Below are 15,019 nucleotides of genomic sequence, written 5' to 3'. Positions count from 1 at the left end.
GGAGGCACCTCCGTGCGAGCAGGACGTGTGCGCACCCCCCTCAGGGGCTGGGGCGGAGTGAGCGCGATGGCGGTCGTGTGCGCCCTGGTGGCGTTCGTCGCCCTGTGCCTGCCCAGGAAGGCCGTCACGGCGGACGGCACCGGGCCCGCCGGGACCACCGCCACCGCGGACATCGCCCGGTCCGGCGCCGAGGAGGACTGCGAGGCCCCCGAGAAGCAGACGCTCGCCCCGTCCCGGGCCGACGGCGACACCATCGCGGCGATCAAGAACCGGACGGGCGAGAAGCGCAAACTGGTCGTCGGCGTCGACCAGAACAGCTACCGCTGGGGCTACCGCGACCCCAACAGCGGCGAGTCGGGCGAGCTGGAGGGCTTCGACATCGACCTCGCGCACCGCATAGCCGAGGAGATACTCGGCGACCGGGACGCGGTGCAGTTCAAGGCGATCCCCACCGACCAGCGCATCCCGGCGATCCAGGCCGGCCGCGTCGACATGGTGGTCCGCACGATGACGATCAACTGCGACCGCATCCGGGACGTCGCCTTCTCCGCGCCGTACTTCAAGACCGGCCAGCAGGTCCTGGCGCCCAGGTCGTCGCCCGTCGAGGGCTACGACGACACGCTCGCGGGCCGCAAAGTCTGCACGGCGGCGGGCTCCACGGCGTACGCGAAGCTGGAGGCGGACAAGAAGGAGGGCCGGCTCCCCGCCGGCACGGACATCTCCACCACGGTCCCGAACCAGCTCGACTGCCTGGTGCGGCTCCAGCTCGGCGAGGTCGACGCCGTGGTCACCGACGGCGCCCTCGCCGCGAGCCAGGCGGCCCAGGACCCCACGGTCCAGCTCAAGGGCGACGCCTTCACTGCCGAGTACTACGGCGTGGCGATGAAGAAGGGCGCCGACGACCTGGTGCGCCGGGTCAACCAGATCCTGGTGGACTACCGCAAGGACGGCGACGACGGCTGGCAGGCGTCGTACGGGAAATGGCTGGCGGCCACACTGGGCAAGGATGCGAAGAAGTCGGAACCCCCGGCACCGGAGTACCTGCGCACGAGCTGACCACGACCGCGACCTACGACCAGGCCCCCGACCGGCACAACCGTTAGCGAGAGGTGATCGATGGGCGTCACGGGATCCGCCGGGCCGGTGATGGACCGGGACGAGGTGGACCGTGCGCTGGCGCGGCTCGGCGCGGAGCACGAGGCGATCGAGACCTCGCTCCTCGCCCTGCAGGACCACGCGGGCCGCAGACTGCTGGAGGGCGCCGAACTGACCGGCGTCACCCGGGAGCGCTGGGCGGCCACGGACGCGTCGATCACCCTGCTGTGGACCTACTTCGACGCGTACACGGACGCGTTGCGCTCCGCCCGCGACATCCGCGCCCGGCGCCGCTGGTCCAGCCGCGAGGACCTGGTGGAGCTGACCGACCTGCTGAACGGCGAGTCCGTCACGGTCGCGGGCAGTGCCGCGGCGACGGCCAACGCGCCGACGCTGCACGCAGGTGCGACGAAGCTCAGCGAGCGCTACTCGCTGTCCGGGCTCGTGGACCGGATGAACGAGCTGTACGCGACCAGCCTGGACGTGGTCGTCGCCGCCGACGCCGTCTGGTCGGCCCTGCCGGCCCGGATCGACCTGCTGGCCGCCGAACTCCAGCGCACCCGGCGCCTCGCGCACTCGGTCGGGGTGCGGCCCGGCGAGCATCCGGCGGGTGACGACCTGGAGCGCATCACCCGCACGCTGACCCGGCTGCGCGAGCAGGTGATCTCCGACCCGCTGGCGTTCTGGGTGGCGGCCGAGGGCAGTTCGGCGCCGGGCGGCGGCCGCCCCGACACCCAGGTGTACGACCGGGAGGCCCGGGCCCTGGAGGACGTGCGGCGCGAGATCGACGCGGTGCTGACGGTTCGTCAGGACGCCGAGACGCGCATCGTGAAGCTGCGCGACGTGCTGAGCCGCGCGGACCGCACCCTCGCCGAGGCGCGCACCGCCCGGGGCGAGGTGCTGGCGAAGATCGCGGCCACCGAGGTGCCGGTGGTCAGCGGCCCCCCGACCGCGCTGCAGGAGCAGCTCGCGGCCGCCGCGGAGTACCGCAGGCAGGCCCAGTGGCACCGGCTGTCCCCGCTGCTGGAGGCGCTGGAGGAGAAGGCCGAGGACGAACTGCTGCGGGCCCGCGAGTCGTTGACGGCGGTCACCGCGCCGCTGGCGGTCCGGGCCGAGCTGCGCGGCCGGCTCGACGCGTACCGGGCGAAGGTCGCCCGGCACGGCTTCGCCGAGGACGGGCTGCTGGTGGAGCGGTACGAGAAGGCGCGCCGCATGCTGTGGAGCGCCCCCTGCGACCTGCGCGCCGCCGAACAGGCCGTGCTGCGCTACCAGCAGGCGGCGGCCGAGCTGCTCGGCGGCCCGCGGGTGCCGGACCAGAACGCGCCGGAGGACGACCGGAGGGGACCGGACGCATGAGCGACGAGGGGGAGCCGATGAGCCGGCCACCGCAGGAGCCGCCGGGCTGGTCCGGGCGCCCGTGCCAGCGCCCCGGCTGCGGCGGTGCGTACGAGGACGTGGGCGGCGGCGAGCTGTACTGCGACACCTGCGGCCTGGCCCCGGTCGTCGGGGCCGGTGCCCCCTCCTCCGAGGCGGGGCTGGTCGGTTCGGCTCCCACCGGCGTCACCGCCGAAGGCCGGAGCGGGTCCGGCAGCCAGGCCGCGCGCACGTCCTCGCAGTCGTCGCGGTCCCGCCGCTCGGTCTCGGGCCGTCTGTCGCGCTCGGAGTCGGGCGGGTCGACGGGCCGCTCGGTGTCCGTGCGCAGTTCCGGGTCCGCCTCCGGCTCGGCCTCCCGGGCGCGGCTGGGCGCCGGCCTGGTGCAGGTGCCGCCGATCCCGCGCCCCGATCCGCGCGCGATGGTGCTGGACAAGGCCGAGGTGCCCGAACGCAAGCGGTTCTGCTCCCGGTCGGACTGCGGTGCCCCGGTGGGCCGGGCGCGCGGTGACCGGCCGGGCCGCACGGAGGGCTTCTGCACCAAGTGCGGGCACCCGTACTCGTTCGTGCCGAAGCTGCGCGCCGGTGACGTGGTGCACGGCCAGTACGAGGTGGTGGGCTGCCTGGCGCACGGCGGTCTGGGCTGGATCTACCTCGCCGTGGACCGGGCCGTCTCGGACCGCTGGGTGGTCCTGAAGGGCCTGCTGGACACGGGCGACCAGGACGCCATGGCGGCGGCCATCTCCGAGCGGCGCTTCCTCGCGGAGATCGAGCACGCCAACATCGTGCGGATCTACAACTTCGTGGAGCACCTGGACCAGCGCACCGGCTCCCTCGACGGCTACATCGTCATGGAGTACGTGGGCGGCAAGTCGCTCAAGGAGATCGCCAACGCCCGGCGCACCCCGCAGGGCCGCCGCGACCCGCTCCCGGTGGAGCAGGCGTGCGCGTACGGCATCGAGGCACTGGAGGCGCTCGGGCACCTGCACAGCCGCAACCTGCTGTACTGCGACTTCAAGGTCGACAACGCCATCCAGACCGAGGACCAGCTGAAGCTGATCGACATGGGCGCGGTGCGCAGGATGGACGACGAGGAGTCGGCCATCTACGGCACGGTGGGGTACCAGGCGCCCGAGGTCGCCGAGACCGGCCCGTCCGTGGCGAGCGACCTGTACACGGTCGCCCGCACCCTCGCCGTGCTGACCTTCGACTTCCAGGGCTACACGAACGTGTACGCCGACTCCCTGCCCGACCCGGACCACATCGACGTCTTCCGGCGGTACGAGTCCTTCTACCGGCTCCTGGTGCGCGCCACCGACCCCGACCCGGCCCGCCGGTTCGCCTCCGCGCAGGAGATGGCCGAGCAGCTCACGGGCGTGCTGCGCGAGGTCGTCTCGCTGCAGACGGGCCGGGCCCGGCCCGCCCTGTCCACCCTGTTCGGGCCGGAACTGCGCGTCACGGACACGGAGTTGTTCCCCCGGCTGGACGGTGAGGTGTCCCGGCTGGGGGCGCGCACGGCCCGGACGGGACGCGGCTCCGGCGGCGCGCTTCCCGCCCGTACCGCGCTCGCCGCCGCGTCACCGGCCGGTGCGGCCGGATCCGCGTCCGGACTCGTCAAGCGGCTCGACACCCGCGCCGCCGCGCTGGCGCTGCCGGTGCCCCGGGTGGACCCGACCGACCCCAACGCCGGTTTCCTGGCGGGCCTGATGACCTCCGCCCCGGCCGAGCTGCTCGGCGCCCTGGCGGCCGCGCCGGCCCCGTCGACCGAGACGCGGCTGCGGCAGGTCCGGGCCCGGCTGGAGACCGGTGAGCCGGGCATCGCGCTGGAGTCGCTGGCCGCGCTGGAGGACGAACGGCCCGACGACTGGCGGGTGGTGTGGTACCGGGGGCTGACCGCGCTGGTGACGGGCGACGACGAGGGCGCCGCCCTGGCCTTCGACGCGATCTACGACGCCTTCCCGGGCGAGATCGCGCCGAAGCTGGCGCTCGGCCTGTGCGCGGAGGTGCTCGGCCAGCTCGACAACGCCGCCGAGTACTACCGGCTGGTGTGGTCGACCGACCCGAGCCATGTGAGCGCCGCGTTCGGCCTGGCCCGGGTCCGGCTGGCGACCGGGGACCGGCGCGGTGCCGTGCGGACGCTGGAGTCGGTGCCGGAGTCGTCCATCCACTACACGGCCGCGCGCGTGGCGGCCGTCCGCGCCCGGTTGCGCGGGCGCACGGCGACGGTCTCGGACGTGCCGTTCCTGGAGGACCTGACGGCCGCCGCGGCGCAGGTGGAGGCGCTGGAGTCGTACGGACTGGATCCGGCGCGGCGCGAGCAGTTGTCCGCCGAAGTCCTCGGTTGCGCCCTGGACTGGGTACTCTCCGGGGGCCAGGGTTCCTCCCCTCCCGCCGCCGGGGGACGGACGCTGCTCGGCAGCGGCCTGGACGAGCGGGGCCTGCGTTTCGGACTGGAGCGCTCGTACCGCATGCTGGCCCGGCTGGCGCGGGGCGGCGAGGAGAGGATCGACCTGGTGGAACGTGCCAATCGTTACCGCCCCCGGACGTGGGTGTAGTTGATGTCGCAGATGCCCCGGTTGTCCGCCTGCCCGAGCTGCGAGGAACCCCTCGAGTCGGGTGACCGTTTCTGCGGCGCGTGCGGATACGACCTGTCCGCCGTGCCGGCACGGCCCGAGGACAACCCGACCATCGCCCTGAACGGCGTGGTGCCCGCCCAGGGCGCCCCCGCCGGCGCGTACCCCGAGCCGCCGCAGGCCCCGCCCGCCGGCGCGGCTCCGCCACCACCCGGGGCGCCCCCGGCACCGGCCGCGGGCGTGCGGTTCGACCGTCGCGCGCAGCCCGAGGGGTACGCGCCGGAGATCTACCGCACGCAGCCCGACGAATACCCCCTCCAGGCGCCGGACCCCCGGGTGTCCGCCGAGCCGGCGGCCCCGGCCGCGGGCACCGGCGCAACGGTCTGCGTCGCCTGCCGGGCCGGCCGCGTGGACGACGACGGCTACTGCGAGAACTGCGGCCACGCCCAGCCGCGCGAACGGGACCACATGGAGCAGGAGTCCGGCCCGGTGGCCGCGGTCAGCGACCGCGGCCTGCGCCACCACCGCAACGAGGACGCGTTCGCCATCGGCACGACCGCGCTGCCCGACGGCTCCCCCGCCAGCGTGGCGATCGTCTGCGACGGCGTCTCCTCGGCGACCCGCCCCGACGACGCCTCGGCGGCCGCGTCGAAGGCCGCGAGCGAGACGCTGCTGGCGGCCCTGCCGCGCGGCACGCACCCGCAGCAGGCCATGCACGAGGCGATCGTCGCCGCCTCCCGCGCGGTCAACTCACTGGCGCAGGAGCCCGCGACGGCCCGCGAGCACGCCCCGCACCAGAACGCCCCGGCCTGCACCATCGTCGGCGCCGTGGTGACCTCGGGCCTGCTGGTCGTCGGCTGGGTCGGCGACAGCCGCGCCTACTGGGTCCCGGTCGACCGCGGCGCTCCCCCGGCCCGGCTCACCGAGGACGACTCCTGGGCGGCGCAGATGGTCGCCGCGGGCCTGATGAACGAGGCCGAGGCCTACGCCGACGAACGCGCCCACGCCATCACCGGCTGGCTCGGCGCGGACGCCTACGAACTGGAGCCGCACACCGCCGCGTTCAAGCCGGACCGGCCCGGCGTGGTGGTCGTCTGCACGGACGGCCTGTGGAACTACGCCGAGGCCGCCGACGAGATGGCCCGCGTCGTGCCGCTCGACGCCGCCGCGCAGCCGCTGCACAGCGCCCGCGTCCTGCTCGGCCACGCCCTGGACGGCGGGGGCCACGACAACGTAACAGTGGCCCTCGTGCCGTTCCCGGCGGTGCCCCAGGGGGCAGGATCGGCCTGAGGCCACGGTTCGGGGGTGGCTCGGCGGACCGGAGGGGACCGGTCCGCCCACCGTCGTGACCCCGCCGCTCGCCGGCGGGGGCTCAAAAGGGGGATCGGAACAGGCATGGCCAATTTCTCGAAAGCGAGCGCGCCCCGGTTCTCGGTGGACGTGTACCAGAACGAGTACCTGCCGGAAGGCGCCCGCGAGGTCAACGCCATCGTGACGGTGACGGCGGCCGGCGGCGGCACCATCGGCAGCGCGGTCGGGGCGCCCCACCTGTACGCACCCGGGCAGGGCCCCTCGGCGGCGGTCGCGATCATGGTCGACTGCTCCGGCTCGATGGACTACCCGCCGGCCAAGATGCGCAACGCCCGCGACGCCACCGCCGCCGCGATCGACACCCTGCGCGACGGCGTCCACTTCGCGGTGATCGGCGGGACGCACGTCGCCAAGGAGGTCTACCCGGGCGGCGGCCGGGTCGCGGTCGCCGACGCCACCACCCGCGCGCAGGCCAAGCAGGCGCTGCGCTCGCTCGGGGCGGGCGGCGGCACGGCCATCGGCACGTGGCTGCGCCTGGCCGACCGGCTGCTGTCCTCGGCCGACGTCGCCATCCGGCACGGCATCCTGCTCACCGACGGCCGCAACGAGCACGAGTCGGACCGCGACCTCAAGGCCGCGCTGGACGCGTGCGCGGGCCGCTTCACCTGCGACGCCCGCGGGGTCGGCACCGACTGGGAAGTGAAAGAAGTCACAGCGATCGCCTCGGCGCTGCTCGGCACCGCCGACATCGTCGCCGACCCGGCCGCCCTGGCCGCCGACTTCACGCGGATGATGGAGACGGCGATGGGCAAGGAGGTCGCGGACGTCTCCCTGCGGCTGTGGACCCCGGTCGACACCACCGTGAAGTTCGTCAAGCAGGTCGCCCCGACGGTCGAGGAACTGACCGGCCGGCGCACCGAGGCGGGCCCCCGGGCCGGCGACTACCCCCTCGGTTCCTGGGGCGACGAGTCCCGTGACTACCACCTGTGCGTGCAGGTCCCGGCCGCGCACATCGGGCAGGAGATGCTGGCGGCCCGGGTCTCGCTGGTCGTCCCGCTGCCCGACGGCGGCGTCCACAACCTCGGCGCGCAGGGCCTGGTCCGGGCCGTGTGGACGGACGACATGGTCGCCTCGACGTCGATCAACCCCCAGGTCGCCCACTACACCGGGCAGGCCGAACTGGCCCAGGTCATCCAACAGGGGCTGGATCTGCGCAAGTCGGGCGATATCGACGGAGCAACGGCCAAACTGGGCAGGGCCGTTCAGCTCGCGAGTGCCTCGGGGAACGCGGATACTGCGAAACTGCTTGCGAAGGTGGTGGACGTGGTCGACGCGGCGACCGGTACTGTGCGACTGAAGGCGAAGGTCGCGGAGGCGGACGAGATGACGCTCGAAACCCGGTCCACCAAGACTGTTCGTGTCAAGAAGTGACCTGGAAGAGATCGAAGGAGGGACGCGCCGACATGCCGACCTGCCCGAACGGACACCAGTCGGGTTCCGACGACTGGTGCGAGGTCTGCGGTCACCGCATGGCGGGTGCCGTGCCTCCGCCTCCTCCCCCGCCGCCCCCCGGCGGTTACGGCTTCCCGCCCCCGGCCGGCCAGGGCGGCCCCGGCGGTCCCGGCCCCGGCGGCCAGCCCGGCGGGCGTCCGCCGCACCTGTCCGCCGTGCCGAACGCCGAGCCGCAGCTCTGCCCGCAGTGCCGTACGCCGCGTGAGGGCGGTGCCCCGTTCTGCGAGGAGTGCCGGTGGAACTTCCTCACCAACACGGCGACCTCGTACACCCCCGCGGCCCCGCCGCCGCCCGGCCCGGGCGCGCGCTTCCAGCCGCCGGGCCCGGGTGGCCCCGGCGGTCCGGGCGGCCCGTCGTACGGCGGTGGCGGTGACGCGTTCGACTACCAGAGCTCGCGCCCGTCGCAGGTGAACCGCCCGGCCGAGCCGATCCCGCCCTTCGGCGGCGACCCGTCCGGCCGTCCCGGCCCCGGGGGTCCCGGTGGCCCCGGTGGCTACGGGGCGCCCGGCGGTCCGGGTGGTCCCGGCGGTCCGTCCGGCCCGCCCGCCTTCGGCAACGACCCCTCGCGTCCGGTCCCGCCGCCGCCCGGCCCGGGCGGCCCCGGCGGCTACGGCGGCCCGGGTGGACACGGCGGTCCGGGCGGACACCCCGGCGGCCCCGGTGGACACGGCGGACACGGTGACGGTCCCGGTGGTCACGGAGGTCACGGAGGCGGCCCGAGCGGCCCCGGTGGCCCCGGTGGTGCTCCGCAGGCCTTCCACCAGTCCGGCCCGTCGGCTCCGCCCGCCTTCCCGCAGGAGACGCAGCGGCCCCCGCAGCAGGGCGGCCCCGCCTTCGGCGGCGGTGACGACGACTGGGTGATCTCCCCGCCGTCGCACGGCCCCGGCGGACACGGCGGCCCGGCCGGCCCCGGTGGCCCCGGCCAGGGCGGCTACGGCTACCCGCAGCCCGGCGCCACCCAGGCCCCGCCCGGCCCCGGCGGCTTCCCGCAGCAGGGACCGGCGACCTGGACCGCGACGATCGGCCCGGACCGCGAGTACTTCATGGCGATGATGCAGCGCTCCGGCCCCGAGGCCGCGGGGCTGAACCTGCCCGCCTACTCGCCCGAGCAGCAGCGCACGCTCACCGGGAACCAGATCACCATCGGCCGCCGCCGCCACTCCACCGGCGACACCCCCGACATCGACCTGTCGGTGCCGCCGGAGGACCCGGGCGTCTCCCACCAGCACGCGGTGCTGGTGCAGCAGCCGGACGGCAGCTGGGCGGTCGTCGACCAGAACTCGACGAACGGCACGACGGTCAACGGCTCGGAGGAACCCATCCAGCCGTTCGTCCCCGTGCCGCTCCAGGACGGCGACCGGGTGCACGTGGGCGCCTGGACGACGATCACGATCCGCCGCGGCTGAGCCGCACCGCCGGCGCCGCGGGACGGCCGTCAGGACGGGAGGGGCCAGGCGTACGGCCCCTCCGGGTCGTCCAGCCAGGCCCACTCCCGTTCGCCGCTGACGGTGATGCCGTAGCGCTCGCGCTGCGGTCTGCCCTCCTGCTCCCACAGCGACAGCGCCTCCTCCGGGTCGAGGCTGCCGCGGGTCAGGGCCAGCAGGAAGCGGAACAGGTCGTCCTCCCTGGCCCGGCGCGGCACCCCGCCCAGCTGGAACGGCTCCGCGGCCCGGCCGGTCCCGCGCAGCGGCACGAAGTAGGCGGGTGTGTGCAGGAAGCGCCCCTCGGCGTGCGCGGCGTCGGTCACCGTGAGCGCGATCAGGCCGGTGGCCAGGGGCAGCAGGATGCGGCCGCCGGGACGGCTCTGCGCGAGCCAGGCCAGCGGCACGGTGCTCAGGGCGCAGGTCGCGATGATCCGGTCGAACGGCGCGCGCTCCGGCACGCCCCGGGTGCCGTCGCCGGTGACGACGACCGGGTGGTGCCCGGCAGCGGCCAGGTGCCGGCGGGCCGACTCGGTGATCTCCGGGTCGAGGTCGACGCTGGTGACCTTGTCGTCGCCGAGCCGGTGGCACAGCAGCGCGGCGTTGTAGCCGGTGCCCGCGCCGATCTCCAGGACGGTGTCCCCCTCCCGCACGTCCAGCACGGTCAGCATGTCCGCCATGAGCGAGGGCTGGCTGCTGGAGGAGAGCAGTTCCCCGTCGCGCAGCCGGGTCGCCAGCGGGACGTCCTCGTAGGCGCCCCGCATCCACCGCTCCCGGGCCTGCGGGTCGGGGCTCTCGCCCCAGCGGCGCTCGTAGCCGCCCGCGACCGCCACGTAGTAGTACGGCACGAAGAGGTGGCGCGGGACGGCCGCGAACGCCTCCCGCCAGGCCGGATCGGCCGTCCAGGCCCCGCTCGCCTCGATGCGCCGCACCAGCGCCGCCCGCGCCCTGGCGCCGACGTCGTCCAGTTCCCTGCCGGGTGCGTGCCCGCCCATGCCTCCACAGTAAGCGGCGGGTCCTAGGTCTTGAGTCCTATGCCGGGGCGTCTGAGACCATGGAACGCGTGACAGAGATTCGGCGCGGCACGCTTCAGGAGCAGACCTTCTACGAGCAGGTCGGCGGGGAGGAGACCTTCCGCCGGCTCGTCCACCGTTTCTACGAGGGGGTCGCCGGGGACCCGCTGCTGCGGCCCATGTACCCCGAGGAGGACCTCGGCCCCGCCGAGGAGCGCTTCACGCTCTTCCTCATCCAGTACTTCGGCGGCCCGACCACCTACAGCGCCCACCGCGGACACCCGCGGCTGCGGATGCGGCACGCGCCGTTCCAGGTGGACCGCGCGGCGCACGACGCGTGGCTGAAGCACATGCGGGTCGCGGTCGACGAGCTCGGGCTGTCCGAGGAGCACGAGCACACGCTGTGGAGCTACCTGACGTACGCGGCGGCCTCGATGGTGAACACCCCGGGCTGACGGCCGTCCCGGCGGCAGGTCAGCGGACGCTGACGTCCAGGGCCCCGAGCCCGGCACGCCGCACGGCGACCGACCCGTAGGGCGTGCGCAGCCGCAGCCACGCTCCCGAGGAGAGCAGGCCCAGGGGGGCGCCGGGCCGCAGGAAGCCGAGCGACTGCGCCGCGTGCACGGCCCGGACCGGCAGTGCCGTGTCCCCGACCGTGCGGGACCAGATGTCCCGCCCGATGCGGTCCAGCTCGGTGCGGGTGCGCCGCTCCTCGGTCAACTCCCCTGTCCGGGCGCGGAACTCGGCCACCGCGGCGGCCACCAGCGACCTGAGGGCGTCGGGCCCGGGCAGGCCCGGCTCGGTCCGCCAGCCGCTGCGGGGCGGCAGCACACCGGCCCACGGCGGCCCGGTCACGGCCTGCGGCACGGCGGCCGTGGCGGCCTTCTCGTCCACCGACTCCAGCAGTTCGCCGGCGGACACGGTCACGTCCAGCGTGACCTCCAGGCCCTTCTCGTACGGCTTGGCCAGGCGCACCGCGCGGACCGCGAGCACCTCGAAGGACGGCGGCCGGCCGAACACGGCCAGCGCGGTGCCGACGGCCTGCAGGCGCACCGCGGCCCCGCGGTCGTAGTGGAGCAGCCGGGAGAGGAAGGCCGCGAGGTCCGCCGCCTCCCCCTCGTCGGCGAGGTGGAGGACCGTCATGCCGCGACGGCCCCCTCCTCCGCGTCGTCCATGTACGTGCGGAGGAACTCGCGCTCCTCCGCGGTGATCCGGCGCGGGCGCTGCGCCTCGAAGTCGAACGGCACGATCACCGTCGACGCCCGCACGTAGACCTGGTCGCCGTCCTTCACCTCGTAGGTGAGGGTGAAGGACGCGGCCCTTATCTCGGTGACCCACAGCTCGACGTCGACCGGGTGGTGCCGGTGCACGAGCTGCCGCTTGTAGTCGATCTCATGGCGTGCCACCACGGACCCCTGCTGGAAGTCCTTCTCCGGGCGGAACAGGAAGTCGATACGGGCCTCCTCCAGGTAGCGGAGGAACACCACGTTGTTGACGTGGCCGTACGCGTCCATGTCCGCCCAGCGCAGCGGGCAGCGGTAGATGTGCCGCAAGATCAGCCCCGGGTCAGCTTCTTGTAGGTGGCGCGGTGCGGACGGGCGGCGTCCGGGCCGAGCCGCTCGACCTTGTTCTTCTCGTACGACTCGAAGTTGCCCTCGAACCAGAACCACTTCGAGTCGCCCTCGTAGGCGAGGATGTGCGTGGCCACGCGGTCCAGGAACCACCGGTCGTGGGAGACGACCACGGCGCAGCCGGGGAACTCCAGCAGCGCGTTCTCCAGGCTGGAGAGGGTCTCGACGTCGAGGTCGTTGGTCGGCTCGTCGAGGAGCAGCAGGTTGCCGCCCTGCTTGAGGGTGAGCGCGAGGTTCAGCCGGTTGCGCTCACCGCCGGAGAGCACCCCGGCCGGCTTCTGCTGGTCCGGGCCCTTGAAGCCGAAGGCCGAGACGTACGCCCGCGACGGCATCTCGACCTGGCCGACGTTGATGTAGTCCAGCTCGTCGGAGACGACGGCCCACAGCGTCTTCTTCGGGTCGATGTTCTCGCGGCTCTGGTCGACGTAGGAGATCTTGACGGTGTCGCCGACCTTGATGGCGCCCGAGTCCGGCTGCTCGATGCCCTGGATCATCTTGAACAGGGTGGTCTTGCCGGCGCCGTTCGGGCCGATGATGCCGACGATGCCGTTGCGCGGGAGCGTGAAGCTGAGGTCGTCGATGAGGAGCTTCTCGCCGAAGCCCTTGCTGAGGTTGTTGACCTCGACGACGACGTTGCCCAGGCGGGGGCCCGGCGGGATCTGGATCTCCTCGAAGTCCAGCTTCCGCATCTTGTCGGCCTCGGCGGCCATCTCCTCGTAGCGGGCCAGACGCGCCTTGGACTTGGCCTGGCGCCCCTTGGCGTTGGAGCGCACCCACTCCAGCTCTTCCTTGAGGCGCTTCTGCCGCTTGGCGTCCTTCTGGCCCTCGACCTTGAGGCGGGCGGCCTTGGTCTCCAGGTACTTGGAGTAGTTGCCCTCGTAGGGGTAGAGGCGACCGCGGTCGACCTCGCAGATCCACTGGGCGACGTTGTCGAGGAAGTACCGGTCGTGGGTGACCGCGACGACGGTGCCCGGGTACTGGGCCAGGTGCTGCTCCAGCCAGTTCACCGACTCGGCGTCGAGGTGGTTGGTGGGCTCGTCGAGCAGCAGCAGGTCGGGCTGCTCCAGCAGGAGCTTGCACAGCGCGACGCGGCGGCGCTCGCCACCGGAGAGGTTGGTGACGGGCCAGTCGCCGGGCGGGCAGCCCAGGGCGTCCATGGCCTGCTCCAGCTGCGCGTCGAGGTCCCACGCGTTGGCGTGGTCGAGCTGCTCCTGGAGCTTGCCCATCTCGTCCATGAGCTCGTCGGTGTACTCGGTCGCCATCTGCTCGGCGATCTCGTTGAACCGGTCGAGCTTGCCCTTGATCTCGGCGACACCCTCCTGGACGTTCTCCAGGACGGTCTTGTCCTCGGTCAGCGGGGGCTCCTGGAGCAGGATGCCGACCGTGTAACCCGGCGTGAGGAAGGCGTCACCGTTGGACGGCTGCTCGATCCCGGCCATGATCTTGAGGATCGTCGACTTTCCGGCGCCGTTCGGGCCGACGACGCCGATCTTCGCCCCCGGGAGGAAGCTCGTCGTCACGTCGTCGAGGATCACCTTGTCGCCGTGCGCTTTGCGCGCCTTGCGCATGGTGTAAATGAACTCAGCCAAGAGAAACCGTCCGGCAGCTTGAATCTGACAGTGGGCAGATACACCCCATCTTGCCGTACCGCCACCCCTGGGCGGAAACGCGTCGGCGACGGCAGCGCTGACCTGGGGCTTCCCGAAGGTGGCTGAGACTCGCCCGTTCGGCCCGCCCGCAGGACCGTTTCGCCCGGCCTGCTCAGCCGGTGCCGCCTCGGCTGCCGGCAACGGGCCCCGTGCCGCCGAACGCGGGCGTTACCCGCGGGACATTGTGGGCACTGCTGAACGCCGGAGCGGACGACGAGAAGGGACCGTCATGGTTGAGTCGTCGCAGAACGTCACGGTCGTGGCTCTCCTGACGGATCCGGACGCGCCGACCGAGGTCGCGCAGCACATGGCCCGGGACCTGCCCGCCCGGCTCGCGGACGCGTCCGGTCAGCACCGGCGGTTCGACGTCGAGGTGGTGAGTGAGCCCTTCACCGCGGGGACCGAGGACCTGCCCACGGTGACACGCCGGCTCGTGGAGCGCGGACAAGGGGAGGACTGGGACGTCGTCGTGGCCCTCACCGACCTGCCGTTGCACACGCAGGGGCGCAAGCTCGTCGCGGATCTGAGCCATGAGCACAACCTGGCGCTCCTGTCCCTCCCCTCGCTGGGGGGCCTGCGTCTGCGGAGAAGGGCCCGGCGGGCGGTCGAAGAGGCCGTGCTCAGCTTGGCGGACGGGCAGGCCGCCGGGGCCGGCAAGCCTGACCACCGTCGGCCGCCGCGAGAACTCACCGGTCGCCTTGCGCCCGTTCACCCGGCCCCGGTCGGCGACGAGGAGGCCGCGGATCTCCGGTACGTCCTCGACGGGCCGCGCGGCTACCTGAGGGTGCTCGGCGGCATGGTCCGGGCCAACAGGCCGTGGCGCTTGGTCCCGGGACTCTCCAAAGCCCTCGCGGCCGCCCTCGCCACGGGGGCGATCGCCGCGGTGAACTCCACGCTGTGGAGCCTGGCCGTGTCCCTCGACACCCCACGCCTCGTGATCGCCACGGTCGGGTCCATCGCGCTCATGATCGGCTGGCTGATCGTGGACGCGCACCTGTGGCACCGGGCGGCGCAGGACTCACCGGAGGCGAAGAAGCGGGCGGCTCTCTACAACGCGTCGACGGTCGTGACCGTCGCCATCGGGGTGTTCGTCTGCTACGCGGGGCTGCTGGTCGTGAACCTGGTGTGGGCGCTCTTCATCCTCAACGACCAGGTGTTCGCCTCCACGACGCGGACACCACTGACCGCCGCGGAGTACTGGACCCTGGCCTGGTTCGTCGCCTCGGTCGCCACCGTCGGCGGCGCGCTGGGATCGGGCCTGGAGAGTGACGAGGCGATCCGGGCAGCCGCCTACTCCAAGCGTGAGCAGGAACGGCGCCGCATGCTCGAGGACGACGGTGATTAGCGGCCGATCGACGCCGCAGGCGCCGTCTGCGACCGGTGGCCGCCCCGGCCGGAACCACCGTCGATCCGCACGCCGATAACAGTTTCGGCCGGAGGCCG

12 protein-coding genes are annotated in these 15,019 nt (G+C 73.5%); 8 read left to right on the top strand and 4 right to left on the bottom strand.

The genetic code is table 11. The features are described from left to right. The first annotated feature begins 12 nt into the window (after positions 1-12). From ACFYWG_RS12605 to ACFYWG_RS12580, 6 genes are all read left to right on the top strand, one after another. The gene (locus ACFYWG_RS12605; RefSeq protein ID WP_389201092.1) at positions 13-1,056 is read left to right on the top strand and encodes a glutamate ABC transporter substrate-binding protein; all 1,044 of its coding nucleotides are present in this window, start codon (positions 13-15) and stop codon (positions 1,054-1,056) included. A 60-nt stretch (positions 1,057-1,116) separates the two neighbouring features. Beyond that, the gene (locus ACFYWG_RS12600) at positions 1,117-2,451 is read left to right on the top strand and encodes a hypothetical protein (RefSeq protein ID WP_389201089.1); all 1,335 of its coding nucleotides are present in this window, start codon (positions 1,117-1,119) and stop codon (positions 2,449-2,451) included. A gap of 17 nt (positions 2,452-2,468) precedes the next feature. Next, positions 2,469-5,021: a tetratricopeptide repeat protein gene (locus tag ACFYWG_RS12595; protein WP_389201799.1), complete on the top strand. Its 2,553-nt coding sequence runs from the start codon at positions 2,469-2,471 to the stop codon at positions 5,019-5,021. A gap of 3 nt (positions 5,022-5,024) precedes the next feature. Continuing rightward, positions 5,025-6,329: a PP2C family serine/threonine-protein phosphatase gene (locus tag ACFYWG_RS12590; RefSeq protein WP_389201087.1), complete on the top strand. Its 1,305-nt coding sequence runs from the start codon at positions 5,025-5,027 to the stop codon at positions 6,327-6,329. Positions 6,330-6,434: 105 nt separating this feature from the next. Further along, on the top strand, positions 6,435-7,781 hold the full coding sequence (locus ACFYWG_RS12585; protein WP_389201085.1) for a VWA domain-containing protein: 1,347 nt from the start codon (positions 6,435-6,437) through the stop codon (positions 7,779-7,781). A 32-nt stretch (positions 7,782-7,813) separates the two neighbouring features. Next, positions 7,814-9,268, top strand: coding sequence for an FHA domain-containing protein (locus ACFYWG_RS12580; protein WP_389201083.1), 1,455 nt, complete (start codon positions 7,814-7,816; stop codon positions 9,266-9,268). Between the two features lie 29 nt (positions 9,269-9,297). Here ACFYWG_RS12580 and ACFYWG_RS12575 read toward each other — a convergent pair whose 3' ends face one another. Then, positions 9,298-10,278 (bottom strand): methyltransferase domain-containing protein, encoded by a 981-nt coding sequence (locus ACFYWG_RS12575; RefSeq protein ID WP_376332922.1) that lies wholly within the window; start codon positions 10,276-10,278, stop codon positions 9,298-9,300. Positions 10,279-10,337: 59 nt separating this feature from the next. On the opposite strand from ACFYWG_RS12575, the gene ACFYWG_RS12570 reads away from it, so the two are divergent. Then, positions 10,338-10,751 (top strand): globin, encoded by a 414-nt coding sequence (locus tag ACFYWG_RS12570; protein WP_376332920.1) that lies wholly within the window; start codon positions 10,338-10,340, stop codon positions 10,749-10,751. 19 nt (positions 10,752-10,770) lie between these two features. Here the strand turns inward: ACFYWG_RS12570 and ACFYWG_RS12565 are convergent, their stop codons facing one another. The 3 genes from ACFYWG_RS12565 to ettA are packed head-to-tail and all read right to left on the bottom strand — an operon-like array spanning position 10,771 to position 13,516. After that, complete coding sequence (locus ACFYWG_RS12565; RefSeq protein WP_389201081.1) at positions 10,771-11,439, bottom strand: hypothetical protein; 669 nt, start codon at positions 11,437-11,439, stop codon at positions 10,771-10,773. Further along, positions 11,436-11,849, bottom strand: coding sequence for an acyl-CoA thioesterase (locus ACFYWG_RS12560; RefSeq protein WP_376332915.1), 414 nt, complete (start codon positions 11,847-11,849; stop codon positions 11,436-11,438). Before ACFYWG_RS12560 ends, ACFYWG_RS12565 begins: the two co-directional genes overlap by 4 nt. A 2-nt stretch (positions 11,850-11,851) precedes the next feature. Further along, positions 11,852-13,516 (bottom strand): energy-dependent translational throttle protein EttA, encoded by a 1,665-nt coding sequence (gene ettA, locus ACFYWG_RS12555; RefSeq protein ID WP_376332912.1) that lies wholly within the window; start codon positions 13,514-13,516, stop codon positions 11,852-11,854. 289 nt (positions 13,517-13,805) lie between these two features. Here ettA and ACFYWG_RS12550 point away from each other — a divergent pair, with 289 nt between their 5' ends. After that, entirely contained in the window at positions 13,806-14,921 is a 1,116-nt protein-coding gene (locus tag ACFYWG_RS12550; protein WP_389201078.1) for a hypothetical protein, read from the top strand. The last annotated feature ends 98 nt before the right edge of the window (positions 14,922-15,019 follow it).

It is taken from the genome of Streptomyces sp. NPDC003456 (assembly GCF_042878735.1).
Taxonomy (GTDB): domain Bacteria; phylum Actinomycetota; class Actinomycetes; order Streptomycetales; family Streptomycetaceae; genus Streptomyces.
Note: the sequence above shows the minus strand (reverse complement) of the source record. Positions and strands in the feature narration are given on the sequence as shown.